The 24,165-nt window shown below is 71.0% G+C and carries 19 protein-coding genes and 2 pseudogenes; 9 read left to right on the top strand and 12 right to left on the bottom strand.

Annotated elements, in window-relative coordinates:
• Positions 1-23: 23 nt before the first annotated feature.
• Together WMF14_RS33975 and WMF14_RS33970 are read right to left on the bottom strand one after the other, a co-directional pair.
• A complete protein-coding gene (locus tag WMF14_RS33975) occupies positions 24-1,346 on the bottom strand; it encodes an ADP-ribosylation family protein (protein WP_437792986.1) in 1,323 nt (440 codons plus the stop codon).
• 226 nt (positions 1,347-1,572) lie between these two features.
• Positions 1,573-2,163 carry a malonic semialdehyde reductase gene (locus tag WMF14_RS33970; protein WP_437792985.1) on the bottom strand — a complete coding sequence of 197 codons (591 nt, stop codon included), beginning with the start codon at positions 2,161-2,163 and terminating at the stop codon, positions 1,573-1,575.
• A gap of 86 nt (positions 2,164-2,249) precedes the next feature.
• Between WMF14_RS33970 and WMF14_RS33965 the strand changes: the two genes are divergently transcribed.
• Entirely contained in the window at positions 2,250-3,170 is a 921-nt protein-coding gene (locus tag WMF14_RS33965; protein ID WP_437792984.1) for a LysR family transcriptional regulator, read from the top strand.
• A 55-nt stretch (positions 3,171-3,225) separates the two neighbouring features.
• Here WMF14_RS33965 and WMF14_RS33960 read toward each other — a convergent pair whose 3' ends face one another.
• Entirely contained in the window at positions 3,226-4,671 is a 1,446-nt protein-coding gene (locus tag WMF14_RS33960; protein WP_437792983.1) for a PLP-dependent aminotransferase family protein, read from the bottom strand.
• Between the two features lie 110 nt (positions 4,672-4,781).
• On the opposite strand from WMF14_RS33960, the gene WMF14_RS33955 reads away from it, so the two are divergent.
• Positions 4,782-5,405 carry a GNAT family N-acetyltransferase gene (locus WMF14_RS33955; protein ID WP_437792982.1) on the top strand — a complete coding sequence of 208 codons (624 nt, stop codon included), beginning with the start codon at positions 4,782-4,784 and terminating at the stop codon, positions 5,403-5,405.
• 257 nt (positions 5,406-5,662) lie between these two features.
• Here WMF14_RS33955 and WMF14_RS33950 read toward each other — a convergent pair whose 3' ends face one another.
• The 3 genes and pseudogenes from WMF14_RS33950 to WMF14_RS33940 all read right to left on the bottom strand — a co-directional run bounded on the left by WMF14_RS33950 (position 5,663) and on the right by WMF14_RS33940 (position 8,319).
• Entirely contained in the window at positions 5,663-5,869 is a 207-nt protein-coding gene (locus WMF14_RS33950) for a hypothetical protein (protein ID WP_437804453.1), read from the bottom strand.
• Positions 5,870-6,227: 358 nt separating this feature from the next.
• A pseudogene (locus WMF14_RS33945) lies at positions 6,228-6,623 on the bottom strand (YcaO-like family protein); the annotation flags it as partial.
• A 601-nt stretch (positions 6,624-7,224) separates the two neighbouring features.
• Positions 7,225-8,319, bottom strand: a complete 1,095-nt coding sequence (locus tag WMF14_RS33940; RefSeq protein WP_437792981.1) for a hypothetical protein — start codon at positions 8,317-8,319, stop codon at positions 7,225-7,227.
• Between the two features lie 617 nt (positions 8,320-8,936).
• Between WMF14_RS33940 and WMF14_RS33935 the strand changes: the two genes are divergently transcribed.
• Positions 8,937-9,617, top strand: a complete 681-nt coding sequence (locus tag WMF14_RS33935; RefSeq protein WP_437792980.1) for a superoxide dismutase family protein — start codon at positions 8,937-8,939, stop codon at positions 9,615-9,617.
• Positions 9,618-9,684: 67 nt separating this feature from the next.
• Positions 9,685-10,044, top strand: a pseudogene (locus WMF14_RS33930) (Uma2 family endonuclease); the annotation flags it as partial.
• A 416-nt stretch (positions 10,045-10,460) separates the two neighbouring features.
• Here the strand turns inward: WMF14_RS33930 and WMF14_RS33925 are convergent.
• Positions 10,461-12,992, bottom strand: a complete 2,532-nt coding sequence (locus WMF14_RS33925; RefSeq protein WP_437792979.1) for an SUMF1/EgtB/PvdO family nonheme iron enzyme — start codon at positions 12,990-12,992, stop codon at positions 10,461-10,463.
• A gap of 244 nt (positions 12,993-13,236) precedes the next feature.
• Between WMF14_RS33925 and WMF14_RS33920 the strand changes: the two genes are divergently transcribed.
• The 3 genes from WMF14_RS33920 to WMF14_RS33910 all read left to right on the top strand — a co-directional run bounded on the left by WMF14_RS33920 (position 13,237) and on the right by WMF14_RS33910 (position 16,670).
• On the top strand, positions 13,237-13,794 hold the full coding sequence (locus WMF14_RS33920) for a DJ-1 family glyoxalase III (RefSeq protein WP_272095156.1): 558 nt from the start codon (positions 13,237-13,239) through the stop codon (positions 13,792-13,794).
• A gap of 82 nt (positions 13,795-13,876) precedes the next feature.
• Positions 13,877-14,680: an SDR family NAD(P)-dependent oxidoreductase gene (locus WMF14_RS33915; protein ID WP_437324151.1), complete on the top strand. Its 804-nt coding sequence runs from the start codon at positions 13,877-13,879 to the stop codon at positions 14,678-14,680.
• Between the two features lie 241 nt (positions 14,681-14,921).
• On the top strand, positions 14,922-16,670 hold the full coding sequence (locus WMF14_RS33910; RefSeq protein ID WP_272095153.1) for a carbon starvation CstA family protein: 1,749 nt from the start codon (positions 14,922-14,924) through the stop codon (positions 16,668-16,670).
• A gap of 3 nt (positions 16,671-16,673) precedes the next feature.
• Here WMF14_RS33910 and WMF14_RS33905 read toward each other — a convergent pair whose 3' ends face one another.
• Complete coding sequence (locus WMF14_RS33905; protein WP_437792976.1) at positions 16,674-17,723, bottom strand: Leu/Phe/Val dehydrogenase; 1,050 nt, start codon at positions 17,721-17,723, stop codon at positions 16,674-16,676.
• Between the two features lie 177 nt (positions 17,724-17,900).
• Here WMF14_RS33905 and WMF14_RS33900 point away from each other — a divergent pair, with 177 nt between their 5' ends.
• Entirely contained in the window at positions 17,901-19,415 is a 1,515-nt protein-coding gene (locus WMF14_RS33900) for an AlkA N-terminal domain-containing protein (RefSeq protein ID WP_437792974.1), read from the top strand.
• Positions 19,396-19,923 carry a methylated-DNA--[protein]-cysteine S-methyltransferase gene (locus WMF14_RS33895; RefSeq protein WP_437792972.1) on the top strand — a complete coding sequence of 176 codons (528 nt, stop codon included), beginning with the start codon at positions 19,396-19,398 and terminating at the stop codon, positions 19,921-19,923. The genes WMF14_RS33900 and WMF14_RS33895 overlap by 20 nt, the downstream gene beginning before the upstream one ends.
• On the opposite strand, the gene WMF14_RS33890 is transcribed toward WMF14_RS33895, so the two are convergent.
• From WMF14_RS33890 to WMF14_RS33875, 4 genes are all read right to left on the bottom strand, one after another.
• Positions 19,888-20,901 (bottom strand): MopE-related protein, encoded by a 1,014-nt coding sequence (locus WMF14_RS33890; RefSeq protein WP_437792971.1) that lies wholly within the window; start codon positions 20,899-20,901, stop codon positions 19,888-19,890. The two genes, WMF14_RS33895 and WMF14_RS33890, sit on opposite strands and share 36 nt — an antisense overlap.
• 386 nt (positions 20,902-21,287) lie before the next feature.
• On the bottom strand, positions 21,288-22,007 hold the full coding sequence (locus tag WMF14_RS33885; RefSeq protein WP_437792969.1) for a thioredoxin-like domain-containing protein: 720 nt from the start codon (positions 22,005-22,007) through the stop codon (positions 21,288-21,290).
• Positions 22,004-22,702 (bottom strand): hypothetical protein, encoded by a 699-nt coding sequence (locus WMF14_RS33880; RefSeq protein WP_272095141.1) that lies wholly within the window; start codon positions 22,700-22,702, stop codon positions 22,004-22,006. Before WMF14_RS33880 ends, WMF14_RS33885 begins: the two co-directional genes overlap by 4 nt.
• Positions 22,703-22,709: 7 nt before the next feature.
• Positions 22,710-24,056 (bottom strand): vitamin K epoxide reductase family protein, encoded by a 1,347-nt coding sequence (locus tag WMF14_RS33875; RefSeq protein WP_437792967.1) that lies wholly within the window; start codon positions 24,054-24,056, stop codon positions 22,710-22,712.
• Positions 24,057-24,165: the final 109 nt, after the last annotated feature.

Raw genomic sequence — 24,165 nt, 5'->3', positions numbered from 1 at the left:
GCGTTTCGGAGCGGCTCGCAGCGCTAAGGTGCGCCGTCCTCCTCGCCCGGCCGGAGGAACACCCCCACGCTCCGGAGATCGCGGTGCGCATAATGCACCTTCACGGTCTCCGCGTGCGCGCGCCGCCCGAGCTTCTCGTACGCCATCACCAGCAGCTCGAGCGCGGCGTCGCGGTATTCCTCCTTATCGAGCCAGTGCAGGTCGAGCCCGAACGTCAGCGCCGCCGCGGGCCGCCCCTCGGCGCAATCGCGCTTCGCCGATTCGATCCACTTCTGCACGCGGGGCGGCTGCGTCTTCCACGCCTTCACGCGCTCGTCGGGCGAGCCCACGCGGATGCTCCCAGCGCCGGGCGGCAGCGCGGGCCCGAACGTGCCGAGGGTCGGGATGCGATCCGCCTCGAGCCAGCGTTCCGCGGGCGGGTCCTCGGCGAGGGCCTTGCGGTCGGCCTCCTCGAACCATTCGATGGCGGCGAGCGCGGCGTACACCTGCAGCGGCGCCGGCTCCTCCTCGTCAGGGCTCGAGATGAGCTCGCGCGCGCGGGCAGCGAGCACCGCGAGGGGCGTGGGCTCGCTGTCTCTCCAGGTCTCCGCGGAGTCGCGCGCGTAGTTGTGCGCGATGCACGTCGGCGGATCCGCGGGGTCGTCGTACCACAGGCCATGGTGCAGCCCGTCGGAGTCGCCCCACATCACGGTGACCAGCTCGGGCGGGTCGGCGCGGAACCGGCACTCGAGCCGCGGGTCGAGCCTGCCGCGCGTCTTCCGCTCGAGCCCGCCGTCCTCGAACCAGATCATGATCCCGCCCGGCGAGCGCCCCAGGTGGCTCATCCCCTGCCGCTCCATGTCGTCGAGGCTGCGCCAGAACGCCGCGAAGGTCGCGAGGTAGCGCGGCAGCCGCAGGCCATAGACCTCTTTCATTCGTGTGGCCACGGCCTCGAAGCGGGCGTTCATCGACGCGAGCGCCTCGGCGCGGCGGCGCGCCCCGAGCTCGTCGGTCGCGAACATGCCCTCGGTGTAACGCGCCGGCGCGAGGCCCACCGTCGCCTCGAGCGGCGCGTCGAGCTGCGAGGCGACGCCGCGAGACCTGAGCCCCTCGAGCGTCGCGGCGAGCTCGTCGAGCGCCGCCGCGGGCTCGCCCATCCGCGCGAGCGGCACGACGATCAGCTCGCCGGACGGCCCTCGGTTCGTGCGCGCTTCGAAGAGGCTGAACGCCGCCACGAGGCCGAGCCCCGGCACGAAGTGCGGCGGATCCCAGCTCGCGAGCTTCGCGCGCTCGTCCTCGACGGGGAACATCTTCTCCCAGCGTTCGCGCGCGAGCGCGAGCGCTGCCTCGATCTCCGGGTTGCTCATGGCGCTCGCCATCGTACGTGAAGCCGGCCCCGCCGGGGGCGGAGGCGAAGGGGCTGGTGCGTGCTGGCACGAGCGCCGCCCGGTCGTGGGGCCATGTCGGCTTCGGGTGCCGCCTCTGTTGCTTCTGCTGGAGCCGGCGCGGTGCACGTTGCGCCGTGGGCCAAGCTTCCGGCGGCCTACGCGCCCATCTACACACCGACCAGCTCGCGTGCGAAAAAATCGAAGTTCAAGCTGTCTTCACTGATGTCTCATAATCGAGCCGGGGGCCGCGCGGGTAGAGCCCTTCCGGTTTTCCGTGGCCGATCATGCAGATAAAGTTCGACTTCAGCGAGGTGCCCTTGAAGAAGAGCTCGTCGACGAGCGCATTGTCGAATCCCGAGAGCGGGCCGACGTCGAACCCGAGCGCTCGTGCGGCCAGCATGAGATAAGCCCCTTGCAGCGAGCTGTTCCGGAAAGCCGTCTCGTGGCTCATCTGGAGATTCGAGGTGAAGTACGGTTTGACGTCAAACGCGGGCCACAGCTCGTCGAGCCGTTCGTAGAACTTTTCGTCGTAGGCGACGATGATCGTCGCGGGGGCGCGTTTGACCTGACGTCTGTTCGTCTCCATCAGAGCGGGGTAGAGCTTCTCCTTCGCTTCGTTCGAGCGGATGTTGAGAAAGCGGGCCGGCATCGAGTTCACCGATGTCGATCCCCATTTGAACAATTCGTAGATGGTCTTGAGATCGTCCTCGGTCACGTCCTGGTCCGTCCAATCGTGATACGAGCGCGCCTCGGTGAAGAGCTGCTCCAGGGCATCAGGCGCCAAGATCTTCTTCATGTGTCGTCTCCGGTTGGCTCCATTATCGTCGCGGCGAACGAAGTTGACCAGGTCGGACAATCCGGATAGTCTGTACGGGGCAGCGGATGATGAGCTTGGACCTGAACGCCGCGAGGATCTTCGTCGAGGTCGTCACCGCGGGCTCCTTCACCGAGGCCGCGAAGCGCTTGGAAATGCCCGCCTCCACGGTGAGCGACCGGATCGCCGCCCTGGAGAAGGCCCTGGGCGTGAGCTTGCTCACGCGGACGACGCGAAGCCTGCGCCTGACCGACACGGGCGAAGAGTACTTCAACAAGAGCGCGCCCGCGGTCCGTCAGCTCGTCGACGTGTTCGATGAGACGCACGGAGCTCAGGCGCAGCCGAGCGGAACGTTGCGCCTCGCCTGTCCCGCGGAGTTCGCCTCGCGGGAAATCGCCGAGGCCGTGGTCGAGTACCGAAAGAGATTTCCGCAGATGAACGTCGAGATCCTCATCGCGAACGATCTCGTCCATTTTCATCGGGACCGCGTCGACATCGCGATCCGCGGAGGCCACCTGAAGGACTCGAGCCTCAGGGCGAAGAGGCTGGGCCTCGGCCGTTTGATCCTGGTGGCGAGCCCGAAATACCTGCGGCAGTCCGCCCGGATCACCGGTCCGGCGGATCTGCGCGCGCACTCGTGCCTGGGTTTTCTCTCCTCGGACAAGGCCGGCTCCGAAACCGTCTGGAACCTGCAGACGGCTTCGGGCCTGAAGGCCAAAGCCAAACCGAGGATCACCACGAGCACGAATTCGTTCGGGGCGATGGAAGAGCTGATGAAGGCCCACGAGGGAATCGGCTTCGTCCCCGAGAACCTCATCCGGGAAGCCATCCGCCGCGGGAAGGTCACCCAGGTCCTCACGGACTGGTCGAGCGGCCCTATTCCGGTCCACCTCGTCTTCCCGGCGCATAGAACGCAGCTCCCCAAGATCCGAGAGATTATCCCCCTCCTGACGATGAAGGTAAGCCCTCTTCTTTCGAGCGAACCGTAGGCTCGTCGTACGGAGATGCAGGAATTCAGCACGTGAGTGCCTCGGGAGCCACCGATCACATCCGCTTTGCCTCGTCGACCAGGATGCTCACCGCGGCGCTGAACTGCGCGGGGCTGACCCGGCCGTAAGCGAGCCGCATGCCCGCGCTGCTCGCTTCGAGGGTGGCGAGCGGGCCCGGCAGGACGGCGACGCCGCGTACCAGGGCGCGGCGCGCCAGCTCCACGATCGGGTGCCGGGGCCAGAGCGTCCAGACCGCCAGGCCTCCGTCGGGAGGCGTGACCTCGAGAGGGACCTTCCGCGCCGCGCGCGCCAGCGACTCGAGCGCGGCGTCGCGACGCTCGGCGTAGGCGCGCCGGGCACGCCGCACGTGGCGCTCGAAGCCTCCCTCCGCGATCCAATCGGCGAGCGCTGCCTGGGTCACGCCGTCCCCCGCCCTGACGCTGCTCTGGCGCTGCCGCGCGAGCACGTCGAGCAGCTCGCTGCTGCCGCACACCATGCCGACGCGAACGCCCGGCGCGACCAGCTTCGAGAGGCTGGCGACGTACAGGACGTGCGGCGCCGACGCGCTGGCGGCGAGCGGAGGCTGAGGCTCGCCGCGATAGTGGTACTCGTGATCGTAGTCGTCCTCGAGAATGGGCACGCCGTGCGCGAGGGTGAGGTCGAGCAGCGCGCGGCGGCGCGGCGCCGAGAGCGTGACCGTGGTCGGATACTGATGATTCGGCGTCACGTACACGAGCCGGACGCGCCGCCGCCGCAGCAGCCGCTCGAGAGCGCCGACGTGCAGGCCTCGCGCGTCCACCGGGACGGGCACCACCTCGGCTCCCGCCGCTCGAAACGCCCGCCAGGCGGGGAAGTACCCTGGATCTTCCACGGCCACGACGTCGCCGGGTCCGAGCAAGGTGTGCGCGGCGAGCGCGATGCCCTCCTGCGAGCCGCACGTGACCAGCAAGCGCTCGAACTGCACCGCCCGCGCGCGCCGCAAGTAGGCGAGCAGCTCCCGCACGAGCGCCGGATTGCCGTCCACGTCGGCAGCATGCAGCGCGCTCGTACCGCGCCGCGCGAGCACGTGCGCGTACGATGCCCGAAGCTCGCGCAGGGGCAACAGCGCCGGATCGGGCGTCGCGGCGTGCAGCGGATACCGCACCTGGCCGAGCGCCGCGGGGGGCGGCCCGGGCTCGCGCACGACGCGAAACTGGTAGCGCGCAGCGCTGCGCTCCTCGTGCCGCGGCGCAGGCGGCCCGGGCTCGGGAGGGGCGACGCGATAGCCACGGCGCGGCTCCGCGCACAGCAGCCCCTCCGCGCATAGCGCGTCCAGCGCCACCATGACCGTCTGCCGGTGCACCCCATAGGTGCTCGCCAGCTCGCGCGTGGACGGTAGCAGCTCGCCCGCCACGCGGCTGCCGCTCGCCAGCGACCGGCGCAGCGCCTGCGCGACGGGCACCCAGCGCGTGCGCCGACCGTCGCGGGAGACGGCGCTGCGCGGCTTCGGAGAGGGACCCATCTGGTCGAAGTATAAACGCACATCTGGACGAAATGCTGCAACCAGCCTGCGCTAGACATCCGGGAGAGGCGCGGCTCGTTGGTGGGGTCGGCCTCCCGGAAAGAACCCACATGCACCTCACCCCGAGCACGCTCCGCGGCGAAGCCGTGGTGCTCCAGCCCCTGTCCGAAGATCAGCTGCCCGAGATCAAGCGGGCCGCGCTGTCCGCTCCCGACGTCTGGCGGTTCATCCCTTACTCCATGCGCGATGCGGCGGACGTCGAGAAGGTCATCCGCCTTGCGCTCGCAATGCAGACCCGCGGAGAAGCCATCTCCTTCGGAACCCGCCTCGCGTCGACGGGCGAGCTGATCGGCGGCACCAGCATTCGCCGGGTGGACGCCGCGCTGCCGTCCGTCGAGGTCGGCGGCACCTGGATCGTGCCAGCGTGGCAGCGCACCCGCGTCAACACGGAAGCCAAGCTGCTCCAGCTAACGCATGGCTTCGAGCAACTCGGCTGCCAGCGCATCGAGCTGAAGACCGATGTCCGCAACCTGCGCTCCCAGGCCGCCATCCAGCGCATCGGCGGGACCCGGGAGGGGGTGCTGCGGTCGCACATGCGGCGCGCCGACGGCAGCCTGCGTGACAGCGTGCTGTTCTCGATCCTGGCGAGCGAATGGGCTGCGGTGAAGGAGCGCTTGCTGGCCCGGCTGGCGAGCGCTGAGGGAGCGACGCTGGCGTTGCGCGTGGCTGGCTGAGGATCATCGCGGCGGCTGGGTGGACGTGGCCTGTCCCGGAGCTCTCCCTGGATCTAGAAGATGCGGACGAACGACCCGATCGCGTTGCGTCGAGAGTGGCTTCTGGCCGGACCTCCGTAGGCCGGCCCTCGTCGAGGCAACGATGTCGGCGAGCTTCACGAGAAAAGTGTCCAAGTCGAAGCGAGTGGTCGCCGCGGGCGCGCCGGCGCGGGATCTCACGGGGCGATGCGCCGCGCCCGAAGCGCCCGGCGGGCCTGTCAGTCGGTCTCGGGGCGCACCGACGCGGAGATGATGCCGTCCGTCTCTGCGGGCGAGCCATCGGCGTTCCTGGGATCGTGGATCTCGATGGTCGTGTAAACCGCCTTCAGCCGGGCGGACGAGCGGTCCTCTGCGGGCTTGCTCGGCTCCTCGGCCAGCAGCGGCTCGCCCCGGGCCCTCGATGTGTCGAAGACGCGACGTACCATCGGAGGAGCCCCTCTCGGGACAGCGGCGCCGTGGCCAGGTCGGGGTCGGCGAGCCCGGCCTCCTCCAGCGAACGCTGCTTGTCGCGGGCGCGCGTCCAGAGCCGCACCTACAGGTCGTCGAGGCGGAGCTGGTCCACGAGGTGCGCGCTGATGTGCGGCGCCGCCCAGCGCTGCACCGCCACGACCTGGGTCTCGCTTTCCATGAGGCGCGCGAACTCCTCCGCGCGAAGGCCGTTCTCGCGCAGCCAGCCCTCGGGCCGGGCCGCCCGAGCTCCTCGCGTGCGGCAGCCGTGATGTTCGGGTCGCGCTGCCGCACGTACTGGCTGGGGTAGCGGTCATCGCGCGAACCCGCGATCTGGGTGAGCCGGCTCTGGGCCGCCTCGGTCAACGCCCGCAGCAGCGCTATCTCGCGCACGGGATGACAGCCCATCCCCTCGTTGACGCCGAGCCTCCGCAGGGCGTTGTCGCGTCGGTCGCAGATCTTGCACAAGAATGCGGGGATGCCGACGTCCGACGTGATCTCCCACGCGCCGACGGCGACGTCCGCGCGCTCGTACCTGTCCAGGACCTCGCGGCAGCCTCCCTCCGGGATGCTGTCGAGATCGATCCGGGTGGCCGCGCGCGACGCCGGGCTGCGCTGCCGCCACAGGGTCGTCGCGTCGCGCTCCACCGCCTCGCACAGACCGTGGCTGATCGCCTCGAGCACGCCGTTGCCGGAGGCCAGGCCGTTCGAGCTCGCGACGGTGATGCCCATGACGGGCATCAAGCGACGCACGCGGCGCAGCGTCTCGTCGGGATCTATCTGGCGGTGGGTGCGGGCGAAGTAGCCTTTCGGGACCGGGCTGTCCAGCGTGCTCGGATCGAACCGGGGATGCATGTCGCCTCCGGAGGAGACCCGGAACGCCTCGGGGGGGTCAAGCGCCCAGGGAGAAGGCCAATCAGAACATGCGCGACCTGCCGGACGGCAGGGGGCTCGGCACGTTCTTCTGGGAGCCGACGCGGAGCGGTTCATGGGGCTCTTCCCTCTTCACGCCGCAGGGCGGCGCGTAGGAGGCCAACCGCGGCGACTTCGCGGAGTTCGACGCGATCGAGGCGAGCTTCGGCCTGTGGTAGGGCGTTCCACCGCGAGCCCGTGGGCTGCTCGGCGGCGATCCCGGCCAGACGTCTGGCCGTACCAGGCGAGCGGACACATTTCGGAGGGGATCGAGCGCTTCGGCGCTCACCAGAACTGATGGGACGACGATGTCCGCGCGATCCCTGCTCGGCACGCGCCAGCGCCGCAATTCCATCGTGGACGGTGGCGGCGTGCAAGGCGATCGATGATCCCATTGCCTCTGCCAGATGCGTAGAACGTTCTATCGCTTTTCTGGATGAATGAATGAGCCTAGAACTTTCTCCGGTGTTTCGTCGACGACATGCGAATGGTTGCTCGTCGTGATTGCTGTTCCATGGCCTCTCGCTTCCATGGCCAGAATAGATTCCGGACGATAGTAGGCCCACGGATGCTGCCTGTTGTAGTCTGATGGAACGTTCGTGCCGCGTCCGTCCGAGTTGCGAGTCAGTCGAATGAATGGCGTCAAATCAAGCTGAGCTACGAGTTTGTCGATCGGATCGACCGTGTCGAGGCCTAGAAATGGGGTGCCGATGTGGGTGTCCAGGCCTAACCCCGGATTTCTCGGGACAATCGCGTGGATCGTGTCCCGATCCAGCACCCAATCGTATCGATGTTCCGATCCGCCTTGTCCGGCGGCGCATTGCGCGAAAGACACCGGGTGCGCGATCGGGCATGCTTTCAGCACAGCCTCGGCCGGTAGGCCTGCAAGCTTGACTGCGCCGTGTAATTCAATGGTTCCGCTTCGGTCCGTCCGGAATCCTTTTATCCGGTTCGCCCGGAAGAATGCTCGACCGCCTTTGACCTGAGCGACTGTCATGTTCGTCGTCCAGTTCGGCTCGAGCTGGTCGCTGTGCACGCTCTCCCGGCTGTCGAAGGTGTAAACGTAGGTGGGCGAGTCTTCGAGGGGAGACGCTCCGAGCAATCGCTCGCGACGAAAGTAAATGACTTGTCCCTCGTTGCTGTGCATGCAATCGAATGTCTCGTCGGGGAACCTGGCCATCAACTCGCTCGGCGACTCTGCGGCCATGTAATCTCGGCCGCTTGACGTGTGGACCGTCGTTGCGTCGTTGATGCTCGTGATGTACTCGATTGCGCTGAGTCGAATATGTCCCCATGTGCGTATCGAGTTCTTTGAGAATGGAATTTTTGCGAATGGGTCGTCTCCTTGGATGGTGCTTAACAAGGATTCGGCCATGCGACTTTCCAGGTAGCGTCGCCCATGAAGTTCATTGAGGAGCGTTCCCTTCTCCTCTTGTAATAGAAATTCGATGGCGAGAGGTCGAATGTAAAGAGGCGGGCGGTTGCCCGAGGAATGTGCCAGCGTGATGAATGTCATGGATGGCCCTCCTGAAATTTCAGGGGCCAGGCATCCTAGGAACCTGGCGTCCGCGAGGTCAATCCTGCTGCGGGTTGACGCTGGCTGAGCTCCACGCCGGTGAGATCGGTTCGCTCGCTCGATCCTCGACCTGAACGGCAATCAGACCGGCGACGCCTGCGACCTGGGCATCGACGAGCGCGGCGGGGCATGCCTGGCCGCCGGGGTCGTCGATCGCGACGACGACACGAGCTGGCCGAACCCTGCCAGCCTTCCGAGCCCCGAGACCATCGACACCGCGATCTTCGGCCGGTACTGCGGCGGGCGCTTCCTTTACCTATGCGCTATCGCTGGGCGGCGCAGGTTGCGATCGCCTCGCTGCCAGGACAGCCTCCTTCACCGGGGCGCTCAAGTCTGGATAGCGCTCACGGCGAGCTCAAGCGCCGAGCTCGGGAAGCAGGACTATATCTTTCTACCATCAGCGCAATTCCCCCGCCGAAAAGTCGATCGATGCGTGATTTTTGTAGCAAAGCTGCTTGGACGCTCGCCGTGTTGGGACATACTGGTCCCCTCGATGGCTTGGCCGCATCCGGGGGCAATTGCCTGCCCGCTCGGGTCGCGCTGAGGAAAGGAGACTTATGTCACGATGGTTGAAGCTCTCGTTGATCGCCCTTGGTGCCAGTGCTCTCTTGGCCGCGTGCGGGGATGACGGTGAGTCGTCCGCTGGCTCCGGCAGCGGCGCGAGCACGTCGGCCGCGAGCGGCTCGGGCGGCGGCGACGCTTCGACGAGCACCTCTGCGTCCGGAAGCGGCGGCGGTGACGGCGGAAGCGGCGGCGGCGATGGCGGGAGCGGCGGCGGCGATGGCGGGAGTGGCGGCGGCGATGGCGGGAGTGGCGGTGGCGATGGCGGGAGTGGCGGCGGCGAGTCCCTGCGGGCCGAGGCGGAGCTCCAGGGGTTGAACTCGAGCGGTCTGACCGGGACTGCGACGTTCACGCAGGCCGGAGAGGAGGTGACGCTCACCATCACGGTGTCCGGCTGCCCTGCCGGCGAGCACTCCGCTCACATCCACCAGAACAAGAGTTGCGAGAACAACGGTGACGCTGCGGGCGCCCACTGGATCCCCAACGGCGAAGGGCTCGGCAGCTTCGAGTGCGATGAGGCTGGCAAGGGCACGCATAGCGTCAAGCGCGGGACCGATATTTGGACCGTCGGTGGTGACGAGGCCACCGACGTGACGAAGTACGCGATCGTGGTGCACGCCGCGGCAGACCCGCAAGCCGGCGGCCGCATCGCCTGCGGGCTCATCGAGCTGGAGTAACCCTCCGCGCAGCGCTTCCGTCCGGGCCTCCAGGGGCGCATCCCCCTCCGACCGGCTCGCTCTTTCCCCCGACCCGATGGCGCCTGGCGAGATCGACGCGCTCGTGCCCGACCTCGCCGGCTGGCGCCGCGAGCGCATGCCCGAGCTGCCCGAGACGGCGTACTTCGCGCTCGCCCCGGACTGGATCTGCGAGGTCCTGAGCCCGTCGACCGAGGACGTCGACCGCGCGGAGAAGATGCCGATCTACGCGCGCGAGGGCGTGCGGTACGCGTGGCTGGTCGACCCGATCGCGCGCACGCTCGATGTGCTCTCTCTCGTGTCCAGTCGAAGCTGGGAGCGCGGTCCGATCCACCGCGACGCCGCCCGCGTTCGCGTCGCCACCTTCGAGGCGATCGAGCTCGACCTCTCGGTCCTCTGGGCGAAGTAGTAGCTCCTCGATTGCGTGGTGACGGGAGGTTCTGTTCGACGCTCTTGGAGCGGATCTCGTCGTGGTCGGTCAGCTGGGCGGCGGCTCGGCGCTGGCCTGGCGGGGCCCCGGGATCAGCGGCACCGAGGCATCTCAGCCAGGAAACTAACTAAATCTAGGCGGAATCTAGAAAATTAACTCTGCATATTGGCTAAATGAAAGCTCCGTTCAGAATTGATTCTCTAGGATCCAGGTGATCGGAAGCCACATCGAGAGAATCGACTCTGGGAACCAGATTGATCTACCCAGGATCCAGAAAAAGCGCTCAGGAATCGGGCTAAACGCCCCGCGCGGGCCCTGTCGGATCGGTGATCCGTGGACGCACGGCACCGGATCCGGCCACGCCGCGCGGGAGGACGAGGGCTCAGCGCTTCAGCTCAGGGCGCCGCCGCTCCCTGCTCGGCCGGCGCAGCCTGCGGCGCGGGGGCGGGCGGCTGTGCGGCGGCGCCGTCCTGCGCCGGCGCATCCATGGCGCAGCGGAAGCCGATCCACGCGTGCGCCGTCACGGGCGCCGCGGCGGTGCGGTACGTGGCGGAGAGCTTCTCGGGGCCGTCCAGGAAGCTCCCGCCGCGCACGACCTTCAGCGGGAAAGAAGGGTCGCCCTGCGGGTTCTCGCCGCCGGGCGGCGGGAAGACGAGGCCGTCCGAGACCCACTCGGACACGTTGCCGGCGAGATCGTAGACGCCCTCCGGGGTGCGATCGCTCGGGTGGGCGCCGGACGCGCACGTCGAGACGTCGGCGCCGCGCGCTAGGCAGCCCTCGTTGCGGTCGTAGCAGGCGCGCTCGCAGGCCGGCGCCTCGTCGCCCCAGACGAACGCCCGGCCGGCCGCGCCGCGCGCGGCGACCTCCCACTCCGCCTCGGTGGGCAGCCGCCGGCCGCGGAAGCGGCAGTAGCTCTCGGCCTGGGAGTAGTCGACGCAGTTGATCGGGTGCCCGGTCGCGTTGCGGGGCTCGTTGCAGCGCCGCGTCCAGAGCTCGACCTCCCGCTGCTCCTCCGGCGTCGTCGGCGCCTGCGCGCCGGGCAGGAGCTCGGGCGTCAGCGAGACGTGATCGGCCGTGGAGCACATGCGCTGCTGCATGCAGGCCCGGTAGGCGCGGACGGTGACCTCGTTGCGATCGATGTAGAACCCGCGGGTGAGCGTCACCTGGCGCGCCTCGCCCGCGGCGCCGATCGTGGTCGAGATGGGCCCGATGAAGACCATGTCCGCCGGCGGCGCCGCAGGCGCGGCGGGCTCGGCGGAAGGCGCCGCGGCCGAGGCGCTCGCCGTCGGCGCGGCGGTGGCGGGCGCCGGCACGCCCGCCGCGGCCGGCGCGGTACGCCCGGCGGACGATGCCGCGGTGGTGCGCGCGGCCGGCGCCTTCGCCGGCTTCTTGTCGGGCGCCCGCGTCAGGACATACGCCGTCGCGCCGGCGCCCCCGAGCACGAGCGCCGCGACGAACCAGGGAAGCGCCGCGCGCGCGGTGCTGCGACGGTGCTGTGGCGCGGCGTGCGGCGGCGGCGGCGTGGCGTGCGGCGGCCCGCCCGCCGCGGCCTGGGGGTGCGGGGCCGCGCCGGGGTGCGGGGCCGCGCCGGGATGCGGGGCCGCGCCGGCCGCAGGGGGTCTGGCCGGCGCGACCGTCTCGATCATGGAGTCCTCGACCTGCGCGGTCCTGGAGCCCCCCGTCGCCAGCGCGCCGGCCCCGTCTCGCGCCCGAGGCGCCGCGCCGCCCGTCGCGCCGGCGGCCTGCGGCCCGCTCGCGCCGGCGGCCTGCGGCCCGCTCGCGCCGGCGGCCTGCGGCCCGCTCGCGCCTTGGCTCACCTTGACGACGGCAGGCCGCGCCGGGGCGGGCGCGTGCGCGTCGGCGAGCATCGTCGGCTCGCTCGGCCCGACGGCCACGCCGAGCCCTTGCGCTGCCGCGTACTCCGCGGTCGACTGCCCCGCCGCGTGCTCCGGGGAGGAACCGCCCCGACCCGCGAAGGACCCCGCGCGCTCGCCGTGCGCCGCGGCCGAGAGGGCGTCCCAGAACTCGCCTGCGCTCGTGAAGCGGTGCTTGGGCTCGATCGCGAGCGCCTTGTCGAGCACGCGCTCGATCGCCTCGGGCGCGTCAGGGAGCCCGCGCGCGCGCAGCGTCGGGCGCACCGCAGGGTCGGCCGAGGCGACGTAGAGCTGCGTGGGGTCGTCCCCCTCGAGCGCGCGCCTGCCGCTCACGAGCTCGACGAAGATGAGCCCGAGCGCGAACACGTCGGTCCACGGGCCCGTCGCGCCGCGGGCCTTGTTGAACTGCTCGGGCGCGCCGTAGCGCGGCGTGAAGGCGCTCGGCCCCTGCCGGGTCGCGGCGAGCGCCTCGGTGAACGTCGGGTGATCGGACAGCACCTTGGCGATGCCGAAATCGAGCACCTTCAGCGTCCGCGCCCCGCCGACCTGGGTGAGGAACAGGTTCGCCGGCTTCACGTCCCGGTGCGCGACCTTGTGCGCGTGCGCGACGGCGAGCGCGCGCGCGGCCGGCGTGAGCAGCTGGATCGCCTCGGCGATCGACATGCCGGCCTCGCCCCGCTCGCGGCGCTCCCGGAGGTATTGCCCGAGCGTCTGGCCCTCGAGCCACTCCAGCACCAGGTAGGGCACCCACACGCCGGCCTGGGTGGTGAACGCGCCGACGTCGAGCGCCTGCACGATGCCCGAGGTGGCCCGCGACAGCCGGTGCAGGATCCGCCCCTCGCCCCGCAGCGTCTCGAGCAGCGCGTCCCGCTCCGCGGCGTCGAGCGAGGCCGGCAGCTTCAGGCACTTGATCGCGATGAGCTCGCCGAAGCCCTCGTGCATCCCGCGGTAGACGACGCCGAACCCGCCGTCGCCGATGACGGCGGCGACGCGGTACTTCCCCTCGATGGTCTGCCCCGAGAGGCCAAACGGATCGTCGGACGGCTCCGCCATGCCCCGCTCCTAGCGCGTCGCCGTGCCCAGGCAAAGGGGCTTCCGCGCCGCCTGTCTCCGCCGGCGCGCGCACGCGCTCGCGCGGCTTGCATCTGCATGCATGGGCTTGCATCTGCATGCATGGGCTTGCATCTGCTCGCATTCGCTTGCATCCGCTCGCTCAGCCTGCGTCCGGCTTGCGCCCCTCGGCGTCCTGGGTGCGTCCGGCTTGCATCCGGCGGCCCGCGGCCCCATGCCGACGCTCATGAAGACGCCGCGAGCGCTCGTGATCCTCGCCGAGGGAGCCGAGGAGATGGAAACGACGATCATCGTCGATGTCCTGCGCCGCGCCGAGGTCGAGGTCGTCCTCGCCGGGCTCGATGGCCCGGGCCCGGTGCGCTGCAGCCGAGGCGTGCGCCTCGTGCCGGACGCCGATCTCTCGGCGGTGACGGGCGACTTCGACGTGGTGGTCCTCCCGGGCGGCAAGGGCGGGGCCGACCGGCTGGCCAGCTCGCCGGCCGTCGGGGAGCGCCTTCATGCGCAGGCGCAGGCGGGCCGGGTCGTCGCGGCGATCTGCGCCGCGCCGATCGCGCTGGCGGCGCACGGGCTCTTCCAGGGCCGCAGGATGGCGTGCCACCCGTCCGTGAACGACGTGGTGTCGGCGCACGGCCAGCTCCTCGCGAGCCCGGTCGTCGAGGACGGGCTGCTCGTCACGAGCCAGGGGCCGGGCACCGCGATGGCGTTCGCGCTCGCGCTCGTCGCGCGGCTCCGGGGCGAGGAGATCGCCGCGAAGGTGCGCGCGCCGATGATGCTGACGGCCTGAGCGAGATCGGCGCTCGGCCGGCCGAAGTTCTGCTAGGCAATCGAGGACGTCAGATTTGCTTTCCGCATCCACGGAGGTCGAGATGAAGCTTATTTCCAAGAGCGCAATTGTCACCGGGGCTGGCCAGGGGATCGGCCTCGAGATCGCGAGAGATCTCATGAGCCGGGGCAGCAACGTGCTGCTCTTCGGCCGGACGGCGGCGAAGGTCGAGGCGGCTGCCGAGGAGCTGAACCGCGCGGCCGACGGCCCGGCGCGCGCGCTGCCCTTCCTGGGCGACGCGTCCCGCGCAGAAGACGTGTCGCGCGCCGTCGAGGCGGCGACGTCGGCGTTCGGATTGCCGGGGATCCTCGTGAACAACGCGGGGATCGCCACGCTCGCGCTCCTGACGGACCTGCCGGAGGAGGATTTCGACCGCGTCATCGACATCAACCTGAAGGGCCCCTTCCTCTTCATGAAGGCGGTCGCCCGCGGCCTCATCGCCGCGAAGCAGCCTGGCGCCTTCGTCAACATCAGCTCCATCAACCAGGTCCTGGCGACCGACGGCCTGTCGCATTACTGCGCCTCCAAGGCGGCCCTCGCGCAGCTCACCAAGGGGGCCGCGTCCGAGCTCGGGCGCCACGGCATCCGGGTGAACGTCGTGGCGCCGGGGCTCATCCGGACCCCGCTCGTCGACGACTTCGGGCTCACGACGGGGCTCAGCGCCCAGAGGTTCCTCGAGCGCACGCCGCTCGGGCGGATCGGGGAGACGACCGACGTGGCGCCCGTGGTCTCGTTCCTCTGCAGCGAGGAGTCGCGCTGGATCACCGGCGATACGGTGTTCGTCGACGGCGGGAACAACCTCCGCGGCCTGCACAGCTACTGGGACACGATGAACGCCAGCCTCTGAGGGCCGCGCGTCCCCGAGGGGGCTCCTCCGGACCGGCACCATCGGGCTCTCCGGCGTCGTAGCGCCTTGCATCGACCCGGAGCCCCGAGGCGCCGCCGAGGGGGTGTAGCTCGGCGTCGAGTCCGGACGCTTCAAGCGCCGTGATGGGCGGGGGCCTGCGCCCGTCCGGCGACCCACCGCCGCCCTTCCCCTTCGTTTGCAGGATCACCGTCGCCCGCGGAAGGCGCGTATACTCCGCCGCGTGCTGCCGCTGCTCGCTCTGACAGTCATCGTCGTGCTGTGCCTTGGCTACCGCTTCTACGGGAGGATCGTCGCGCGCAACTACGCGCTCGACGACGGCGCCGTGACGCCCGCCGTGAAGGTGAACGACGGCGAGGACTACGTCCCCACGAAGCCGTTCTACCTCTTCGGGCAGCACTTCAGCGCCATCGCCGCCGCCGGGCCGATCGCGGGCCCCATCCTCGCCGGCCAGGCGTTCGGGTGGCTCCCGTGCATCCTCTGGATCGCGATCGGCGTCGTGTTCATCGGCGCGGTGCACGACTTCTCGGCGCTCATCGCGAGCGTCCGCCATGAGGCCGAGAGCGTCGCCGAGATCGCGAAGCGGCACATCGGCCGGCGCGCCTGGCTGTCGATGATGATCTTCATCTGGCTCGCGCTCGCCTACGTGATCGTCGCCTTCACGGACATCACGGCGAGCACCTTCGTCGGCAAGACCGAGGAGTTCGAGGGCGGCACGTTCCAGTTCAACCCCGGCGGCGCCGTCGCCGCGGCGAGCGCCGCCTACCTCGGCCTCTCCATCGTCATGGGCGTGGTCGAGAAGTACCTCAAGCCGCCGCTCTGGCTCACCACGCTCATCTTCGTGCCCGCGACGCTCGGCGTCGTCTGGCTCGGCACCAAGATCTCGACCGCGTTCGTCCTGCCGCTCGACAACCCGCAGCGCGCGTTCGGCCTCATCATCCTCGTCTACTGCCTCATCGCCTCGCTCCTGCCGGTCTGGCTGCTGCTCCAGCCGCGCGGCTACCTGGGCGGGTTCGTCCTCTACATCGCGCTCGCGGTCGGTGTGATCGGGATCTTCTTTGGAAACCTCCGTTATCCGGGGGAGTTCGAGCTGCGGCAGCCCGCGTTCACCACGTTCAACGCCGGCGGCGCGACCGGCATGCTCTTCCCGTTCCTGTTCGTCACCATCGCCTGCGGCGCCTGCTCCGGCTTCCACGGGCTCGTCTGCTCGGGGACGACGTCGAAGCAGATCTCGAAGGAGACGCACACCCACCCGGTGGGCTACGGCGCGATGCTGGCCGAGGCGTTCGTCGCGCTGATCGCGCTCGCGACGCTCGTCATCGTGGCGCAGGGGACGAAGCTGCCCGGGCCGGGCAAGATCTACGGCGACGGGATCGGCAGGTTCCTCACCGTCATCATCGGCAAGGATCACTTCCTGTTCGCCGCGACGTTCGGCGCCATGGCGTTCTCCACGTTCGTGTTCGACACGCTCGACGTCTCGACGCGCCTCAGCCGCTACATCCTCCAGGAGCTGTTCAACTGGAAGGGGCGCGCGGCGTCCGCGGCCGCGACCGCGATCTCGCTGGCGCCGCCCACGCTGTTCATCATGACCGCGCGCCCGCCCGCGCCCGGCGTGCGGCCCGCGTACCTCGACTTCTGGACGCTGTTCGGCACGAGCAACCAGCTGCTCGCGGCGCTGACGCTCCTCGCGGTCACCGTCTGGCTGCACCGCGAGAAGCGGCGCATCTGGTACACGGCGATCCCGATGGTGTTCGTCATGACGATCACGGTGTGGGCGCTCATCCTCCAGGTGCGGACCGCGTTCGCCGCCGTGGCAACCGAGGGGTTCGCGCTGAACGCGACGACGATGAACGGCGTCGTGGGGCTCGCGCTGATCGGGCTCGCTGTGTCGCTGATGGTCGAGTCGGTGAAGGCGCTGAAGAACGGCCCGGCCGCCGAGCCGGCGCCCGGACCAGGAGCGCTGACGCGGTAGCGATCACCCGGCCGCGGCGCGCTCCCGGAGGCGCGCCTCGGCCAGCCGCTCGGCGGCGAGCTGCGGCGACACGCCTTCGCTCGCCGCGATCTCGAGGACCCTGAGGACCGTGTCGTAGATCGCCTGGACGCGCCGGTGGACCTCGGCGCGGGTCCAGCCGAAGAGATCCGCGCCGCCGCTCAGCACGCCGCCTGCGTTGGCCACGACATCGGGGACGTAGAGGACGCCGCGCGCGGCGAGCGCGTCGCCGTGGCGCGGCTCGAGGAGCTGGTTGTTGGCCGCGCCCGCGACGATCTCGGCCCGCAGCTCCTGCACGGCGCGGTCGTCGAGGACGCCGCCGAGCGCGCACGGGGCGAAGATGTCGGCCTGGACCGAGGCGATCGCGCCCGGCGGCACGACGGTGGCGCCGAGCTCGGCGGCGACGTGGCGGGCGCGATCCGGGTCGACGTCCGCGACGAGCAGCCGCGCGCCCAGCCGGTGGAGCTCCGCCGCGAGCCGGCCGCCGACGCTGCCGCAGCCCTGGAGCGCGACGGTCCTGCCGGCGAGCTCGTCGCTGCCCCACCGGTGGCGGGCCCCGGCCTGGATCGCGCGGAGCACGCCCCGCGCGGTCCACGGCGACGGGTCGCCGCCCTCGCCGGCGAGGCCCTTCACGTGGCGCGTCTCGCGCCGGATGAGCTCCATGTCCGCGGGGGTGGTGCCCACGTCCTCGCCGGTGATGAACCTGCCGCCGAGGCGCTCGATGAAGCGCCCGTGCGCGCGGAACAGCCGCTCCCGGTCGAGCGGCTCCGCGCCGCTCCGGAGGACGACCGCCTTGCCGCCGCCGACGTCCATCCCGGCGAGCGCGTTCTTGTAGGTCATGCCGCGCGACAGGCGCAGCGCGTCCACCAGCGCCTCCTCGTCGCTCGCGTACCCGAGGAGCCGCGTCCCGCCGAGCGCCGGGCCCAGCGCGGTGCTGTGGATCGCGATGATCGCGCGGTAGCCCGCGGGCTCGTCCGCGCAGAGCAGCACCTGCTCGTGCCCCATGGCGGCAAGGGTGTCGAACACGCTCTTCATGCCGCGCCGAGCGTACCATTCCGCGGCGACCCCCAGGGCCGGCGCGCTCCGTGACGTCCCGCGCGTCCCGCGCAGCGGCGGCCTGGCGAGCCGGGGTGGCCGGGGGGCAGGGCCCGTCCGCCCTCACAGGTCCGAAAAGCGCCAGAGCCGCGCCGGCACCCGCGCTACGACGCCTGCATGCGCATCGACGAGGACGCGTGCTACCGCGCGCTCGAGACCCGCGACCGTCGCTTCGACGGTCGCTTCTTCACGGGCGTGCGCTCGACGGGCATCTACTGCCGCCCCATCTGCCCCGCGCGCACGCCGAGGCGGGAGCGCTGCGTGTTCTTCCCCTCGGCGGCCGCCGCGCAGGAGGCCGGCTACCGCCCGTGCCTGCGCTGCCGCCCCGAGGCCTCGCCCGGGACGCCCGCGTGGCTGGGCACGTCGGCCCTCGTCTCGCGGGCGCTCCGGCTCATCGCGGAGGGCGCGCTCGACGACGCGGACGCCCCGGCGCTCGCGGCGCGGCTCGGCGTGGGCGAGCGCCACCTGAGGCGGCTCTTCCTGCGGCACGTCGGCGCGTCCCCGCTCGCGGTGGCGCAGACGCGGCGCCTGCTCTTCGCGAAGAAGCTCCTCGACGAGACAGCGCTCTCCATCACCGAGGTGGCGCTCTCGTCGGGGTTCTCGAGCGTCCGCCGCTTCAACGACGCGATCCGCGCCGCCTACGAGCGCTCGCCGCGCGAGCTGCGAAAGGCCGTGTCGAAGCGGGGCGGGGGAGGGGCGGGCGGCGCGCCGGACATCGCGCTCCGCCTCCCGTTCCGGCCGCCGCTCGACTGGGGCGCGCTCGCGGGCTTCCTCGGGGCGCGCGCGATCCCCGGCGTGGAGTCGGCGGAGCCCGGCGCGTACCGCCGCACGGTGCGCGTCGCCGGCGGGCACGGCGTCGTCGAGGTGCGCCCGGAGGCCGGCGAGCCGTACCTCCTCGCGCGGCTGCGGCTGCCCGGCACCGAGGGGCTCATCCACTGCGCGGAGCGGCTGCGGCGGCTCTTCGACCTCGGCGCCGATCCCGACGCGATCGCCGCGCACCTCGGGGCCGATCCGCGGCTCGCCCCGCGGGTCCTTGCGATGCCGGGCGTGCGCGTGCCGGGCGCGTGGGACGGCTTCGAGCTCGCGGTGCGGGCGATCCTGGGCCAGCAGGTGAGCGTCCGCGCCGCGACGCAGCTCGCGGGCCGCCTTGTCGAGCGGCACGGCGAGCCGCTCGCGGTCCGCGGCGGCCTGCCCGAGGGCGCCGAGGGGCTCCGCTTCGTCTTCCCGACGCCCGAGGCGCTCGCCGCGGCCGATCTGACGGACCTCGGCCTGCCGCGCGCCCGCGCCGCGACGATCACGGCGCTCGCGGCGCGCGTGGCCTCCGGCGAGGTCGCGCTCGACGCCTCGCGCGGCCTGGAGGAGACGGTGCGCGCGCTCTGCGAGGTCCCTGGCGTCGGCGCGTGGACAGCGCACTACATCGCGATGCGCGCGCTGCGCGAGCCGGACGCGTTTCCGGCGACGGATCTCGGCCTGCGGCGCGCGCTCGGCGGCGTCTCCGGCGCGGATCTCGCCGCGATGGCGGAGGCGTGGCGCCCGTGGCGCGCCTACGCCGCGGTGCTGTTGTGGACGGCGGACGCGCAGGGCGCGCGGCCCGTAGAGACGGAGGTATCAGATGGATCTCTCGCTGGATGAGGTGGAGTCGCCGATGGGGGTCATGCTCTTGGCCGCCGGGGGCGGCGCGATTCACGCGCTGGATTTCGCGGACTGCGCGCCGCGCCTCCGCCGCTTGCTGGAGGCGCGGTATGGCGCGGTCGCGCTCCACAGCGCCGCGGATCCCTGCGGCTTCTCCGGCCGGTTGAGGGCCTATCTGGGCGGCGACCTCGGCGCGCTCAAGGACGTCCCCTTCGAGCCTGGCGGCACCGTCTTCCAGCGCCGCGTCTGGGCGGAGGTCCGGCGCATCGCTCCTGGGTCGACGCGGAGTTACGGCGAGATCGCCGTGTCTCTCGGCCAGCCGTCGGCGTCCCGCGCGGTCGGCCTGGCGAACGGCCGGAATCCCGTCTGTCTGGTGATCCCGTGCCACCGGGTCATCGGGGCCGGCGGAGAGCTCACGGGCTATGCCGGCGGCCTGGAGAGGAAGCGGTGGCTGCTCGCGCACGAGGGCGCCTCAGGGGAAGCAGGAGAGCAGCTGCTCCGCCTCTAGGATGTAGGCGCAACCCATCAAGGTGAGGCAGCTATTGTGCTCGTCGAACTCGAACGAGCAGCGGGACTCGCACCTGCTGTCGACGGTCCCGCCGCAGCGCTCCTCGATGCAGCAGTACATCGCCGCCTGGGTCGTCCGGCACGTCGTCTGCGCCGCGCAGGCCTCCATCTGGTGGCTGATGCAGTCGAGGCAGTTGAAGGATTGGCCGGCGAACGAGCGGGGGGGTGTGGTGTCCGCTTCGAGGCAATCGAGAAGGCACCCGTCCTCCTCGCACGCCTCGACGCACGCCCACGTCTCGGCCGTGCACCGCGGCAGGAGCGTGACCGGCAACGCTTCGAATGGCTCCGAGCACGCCTTCGCGACGCACGTGCCTCTTCGCCCACACTCGGTGAACTGGTCCTCGCAGCGCACGCCACCGCAACAAGGCTCGTCGAGCCTGCCGCACGGCGCGCACTCGCCGTCGGCACAGTTCTCCCCGTCGTCACAGGCGGCGCCGCAGGCGCCGCAATGGTTCCGGTCCGTGGAGAGGTCCGCGCACGCGGACCCGCACAGCGTGAGGCCCCCCGGGCACGTGCACTGCCCGCCCACGCAGGTCGTGTCCGCGGGGCACGACGCCCCGCAGGCGCCGCAGTTCTCCGGATCGGACTGAACGTCGATGCAGTGAAACCCCGAGGCGGACTCGCGCGGACAGTAACCCTGCCCGGCCGGGCACTCGCAGCGCCCGCGCACGCAGCGCGCATCGTCGGCGCCGCAGAGGGCGCTGTCCTCGCCCTCGTCGGCCGTGCCATTGCAGTTGTTGTCGGCGCCGTCGCACCGCTCGGCGAGCGTCGGGGCGTTCCGCGGATTGTCATCGTCGCAGTCCGTGCCGCCGCAGATCACGGGCAGCGCGTCGTCCCCATCGCCGTCCAGCCCCTCGAAGACGCATTGCCGGAGCGACTCGTCGCAGCGCTCTGCCTGGGTGCACGGATCCGCGTCCACGCAGTCGGCCGGCGTCGCGCACGCCTTTTCGCCGAGGCAGATGCCCCTCGCCCGATCACAGCGCCCGCCCGGACAGCGGGTGTCGTCCGCCTCCGACTCGCACCGACCGCCGACGCAGCGATCGACCGTACAGGGGACGCCGTCCGCGCAGTCCTGCGCGCTCTCGCAGGGATCGCCTGACCCTTGCTGCGGGGCGCTGCCGTTGCAGCTCGCGAAGAGGAGCGCCGTCGACGCGACCAGCGACGACAGACGAAAGAGAAAGGTGATACGGCGTCTTAGCGGGGAGTTTTTCACGAGGGCGCTCCTTCGAGAATAGAGCTCGACCGCGAGCTCCTCCACAAGCCGGGCGCCGCTTTGCGACGGCGCGCCTCGAGGAGCGCCCCTGCCTACTGCTTCTTCGACCCCAGGAGCGCCGCGATCGTCGGATAGTCGCTGTCCTCGACGGCGCCCTGGATCACGCACGTCACCTGCCCGCTCGGCGCCGCGATCGCGTGGATCGGCAGCTCGGTCGTCTCCTTCACGCCGAGCGCCCGAAGCCACCCGGCCCGCTGGGGCCCGTCGGGCAGCCAGTACGAGGCGCGCACCCCGGTGCCCGGCTGCGCCTCCAGGAACCGCGACAGCTGCCGCTCGTCGTCGTCGATCGAGATGAACGCCAGGTCGACGAGCACGCCGGCCGCCCGCAGCTTCTGCTGCCACCCGAGCAGCCGCGGCATCTCCTCCATGCACGGCTTGCACCACGCCGCCCAGAAGTTCACCCACACCCACTTGCCGACGCCGAACCCGATGTGCGCCGGCAGCTTCTCCGCGCCGGCGGCGGCGACCGCCGTGAGCCCGCCCGACGAGGGCGCAGGCCGCGGCGACTGCCCCGCGCACAGGAGCCGCGGGGCGGCCGGCGCCGCCTCCGCCGTGGCGCTCGCAGGCGCCGTGGCGCTCGCGGGCGCCGCGGCCCCCGGCGCCGTCACCGCGTTGCTCCGCCCCTGACCGGGCGTCGGGGGCGGCGGCAGATCGGCCTTCTTGTCCGCGTCGCACCCCCCCGCGAGCCCCGCGGCCAGGGTGAGGGCCACGAAGGCGCTCCGGAGGGCGCCGCTCCGCCTCGCGGTGCTCACAGCTGACAGTCCACCCACGAGACGAACGCGCTCCGGTTGATGGCCTCCGCCGTACATGCCTTGTTCTTGCGCGAGACGTTCCATTGGCAGTATTCCGCGCCGAGCTGCGCGAACTCGTTCCCGAGCCACAGCATCCCGACCTTCTTGTCCAGGTCCTGCTCCTTGAACTTGTCGGAGATGTCGAAGAACGCGCTGTTCGCGCGCTTGTGCGACAGCGTCCGGTTGAACTCCGGCCCCCCCGTCTTCGACGCGCGGGCGACGATGAAGAAATAGCGGGCGCCGCGCCGATCGAGCCACATCTCCTCGATCATCTTCTTCCCGTCGTCGTCGAGCTTCTCCGAGGCGTCGTCGAACATCACGACCCCGCCGCGCTGCTTCAGCGGCGTGAAGAGCGCGTTGAAGTCGTCGTCGCTGATCGACGCGAGCGTCTTCACGTCGGCCGGCTGGCACCCGCGCCGCGCCTCCGCCCCGACCAAGCCGCACGCGTTGAGCACCCGCTGGAGCACCGTCTTGAACGCGGGCGTGCAATACGGCGCCTCGGCGTCGTTGGCGATGGCCACGGCCGGCTTCACCGCCGCGGCCAGGCCCGTCTTCAGGCGCTGCGACGCGGCCTGCACCTCGCTGTGCACCGTCACCCCGGACGCGACCAGAAGCGCGCACCCGGCCACGATCCCGATGATCCCTGCGCCTCTCATGAACACCTCACTTCGTCCGGAGCGCCGGCGCGAGCTGCCTTATCGCGTACGACATCCCGATGTCCGTATCTTCGTCGCAGAGCCGCGTCGTGCCCAGGAACATCTGTGGCGTCGAGACAGGGAGCTTGTTGTCCACGATGTAGCGGAGCATACGGTTCAGCCGCAGCGCCGTCTCCTTCGAGTCCATGCATGCGTCGAGCCCCGGCCAGCGCTGCCGGATCGCCGCCTGCACGTTGGCGGTGCCCGCCCCCGCCTTCGCGCCGGCGAGCAGCTCTTCCTGGTTCTCGTAGGCCCACTCGAGCACATCCATCGCCCGGTGATCGCTGCACAGGATGGCCTTCGAGAGGAGGCACGAGCCCGGGTGCACCGGGCGGTCGAGCATCCAGTTGCACTCGCTGTCCAGCGGGAAGAGCACCAGCGTCGCGTCGAGCTTGTCGAACACCCCCTCGGACACGAGCCGCTGGTGGAACGCCTTGCAGGTCGGGCAGAGCGGATCGACGAAGATCGTCGCCGGCTGCACCGCGCCCGGGCGGGTCACGTGGATCAGCGCGCCGTTCGGCTCGGTCGGCTTCTCCAGCTTGCCGCAGCCGGTCATGTAGCTCGCGTAGCTCGGCAGCGCGCTCGCGTAGAGCAGCGCCGGCGTCACCGTGCACACGGCGAGCGCGACGAGCCACCCCGGCAGGAGCAGCAGCGAGCCCATGCGGCGCGCGGGCTGGGCAGGCGCTGCGGCGGCCCCGCCCGGCGCGTCGACCCCGAGGGGCGCCGCGGGCACGGTGGGCCCCACCCCGGCCGCGCCAGCTGGAGCAGCCGCGCGCGGCGCCGCGCTGGACCAGGCCGCGGCGCGGGCCGCCCTGCGGTCCTCGAGGAACGCCCAGACGCCGCCGGCCGCGAGCAGGATCGACGAGATGTACATGCCGACGCACGTCTTGCAGAACACCCCGAGGCGCGTCGCCGAGATGATCGCCATCATGAGCGACACGGCGAGCGGCGTGAGGCCCGCGACGAACAGGAAGTGCGCCGCGCGCCGCGGCGCGTGCTCGGCCGAGAGCAGCACATAGAGCGCGAACGCCGCGAAGAACGCGAACGCGCCCAGGGCGAACAGCGAGATCGGGATACCGCCCCAGAAGCCCTCGCGGAACAGGGCGGAGTAGGGGCTGTACATGGCCACGCGGCACGCGGTGTCGGCGCCCGCCTGCGCGCCGAGCCCCGGGATGAAGCTGCAGTGCAGGTCGTGGACCTGCCGGTCGAGGTGCCGGATGTAATCGAACGTCGATGAGGCGCTGAACGCGAGTCCCAGGAGCGACCCGCTGAGCGCGAGCGCCGCAGGCCCGCGAGGACCACGACTGCCTGACATGGCCGAGTGGATTACGCGACGTCGGGCAACGCGTCAAATAAGGACGCCTGTGCGCCCGGGCGTCGCGCGGCCGACGACGCGCACGCGCGCCGCGCCGTCCAGGGAGCGA

Source organism: Sorangium sp. So ce693 (assembly GCF_051521375.1).
In the GTDB taxonomy this organism is placed as follows: Bacteria; Myxococcota_A; Polyangia; order Polyangiales; family Polyangiaceae; genus Sorangium; species Sorangium atrum.
The sequence above is the reverse complement of the archived record's forward strand: the minus strand, read 5'-3'. Positions and strand labels throughout refer to the sequence as shown.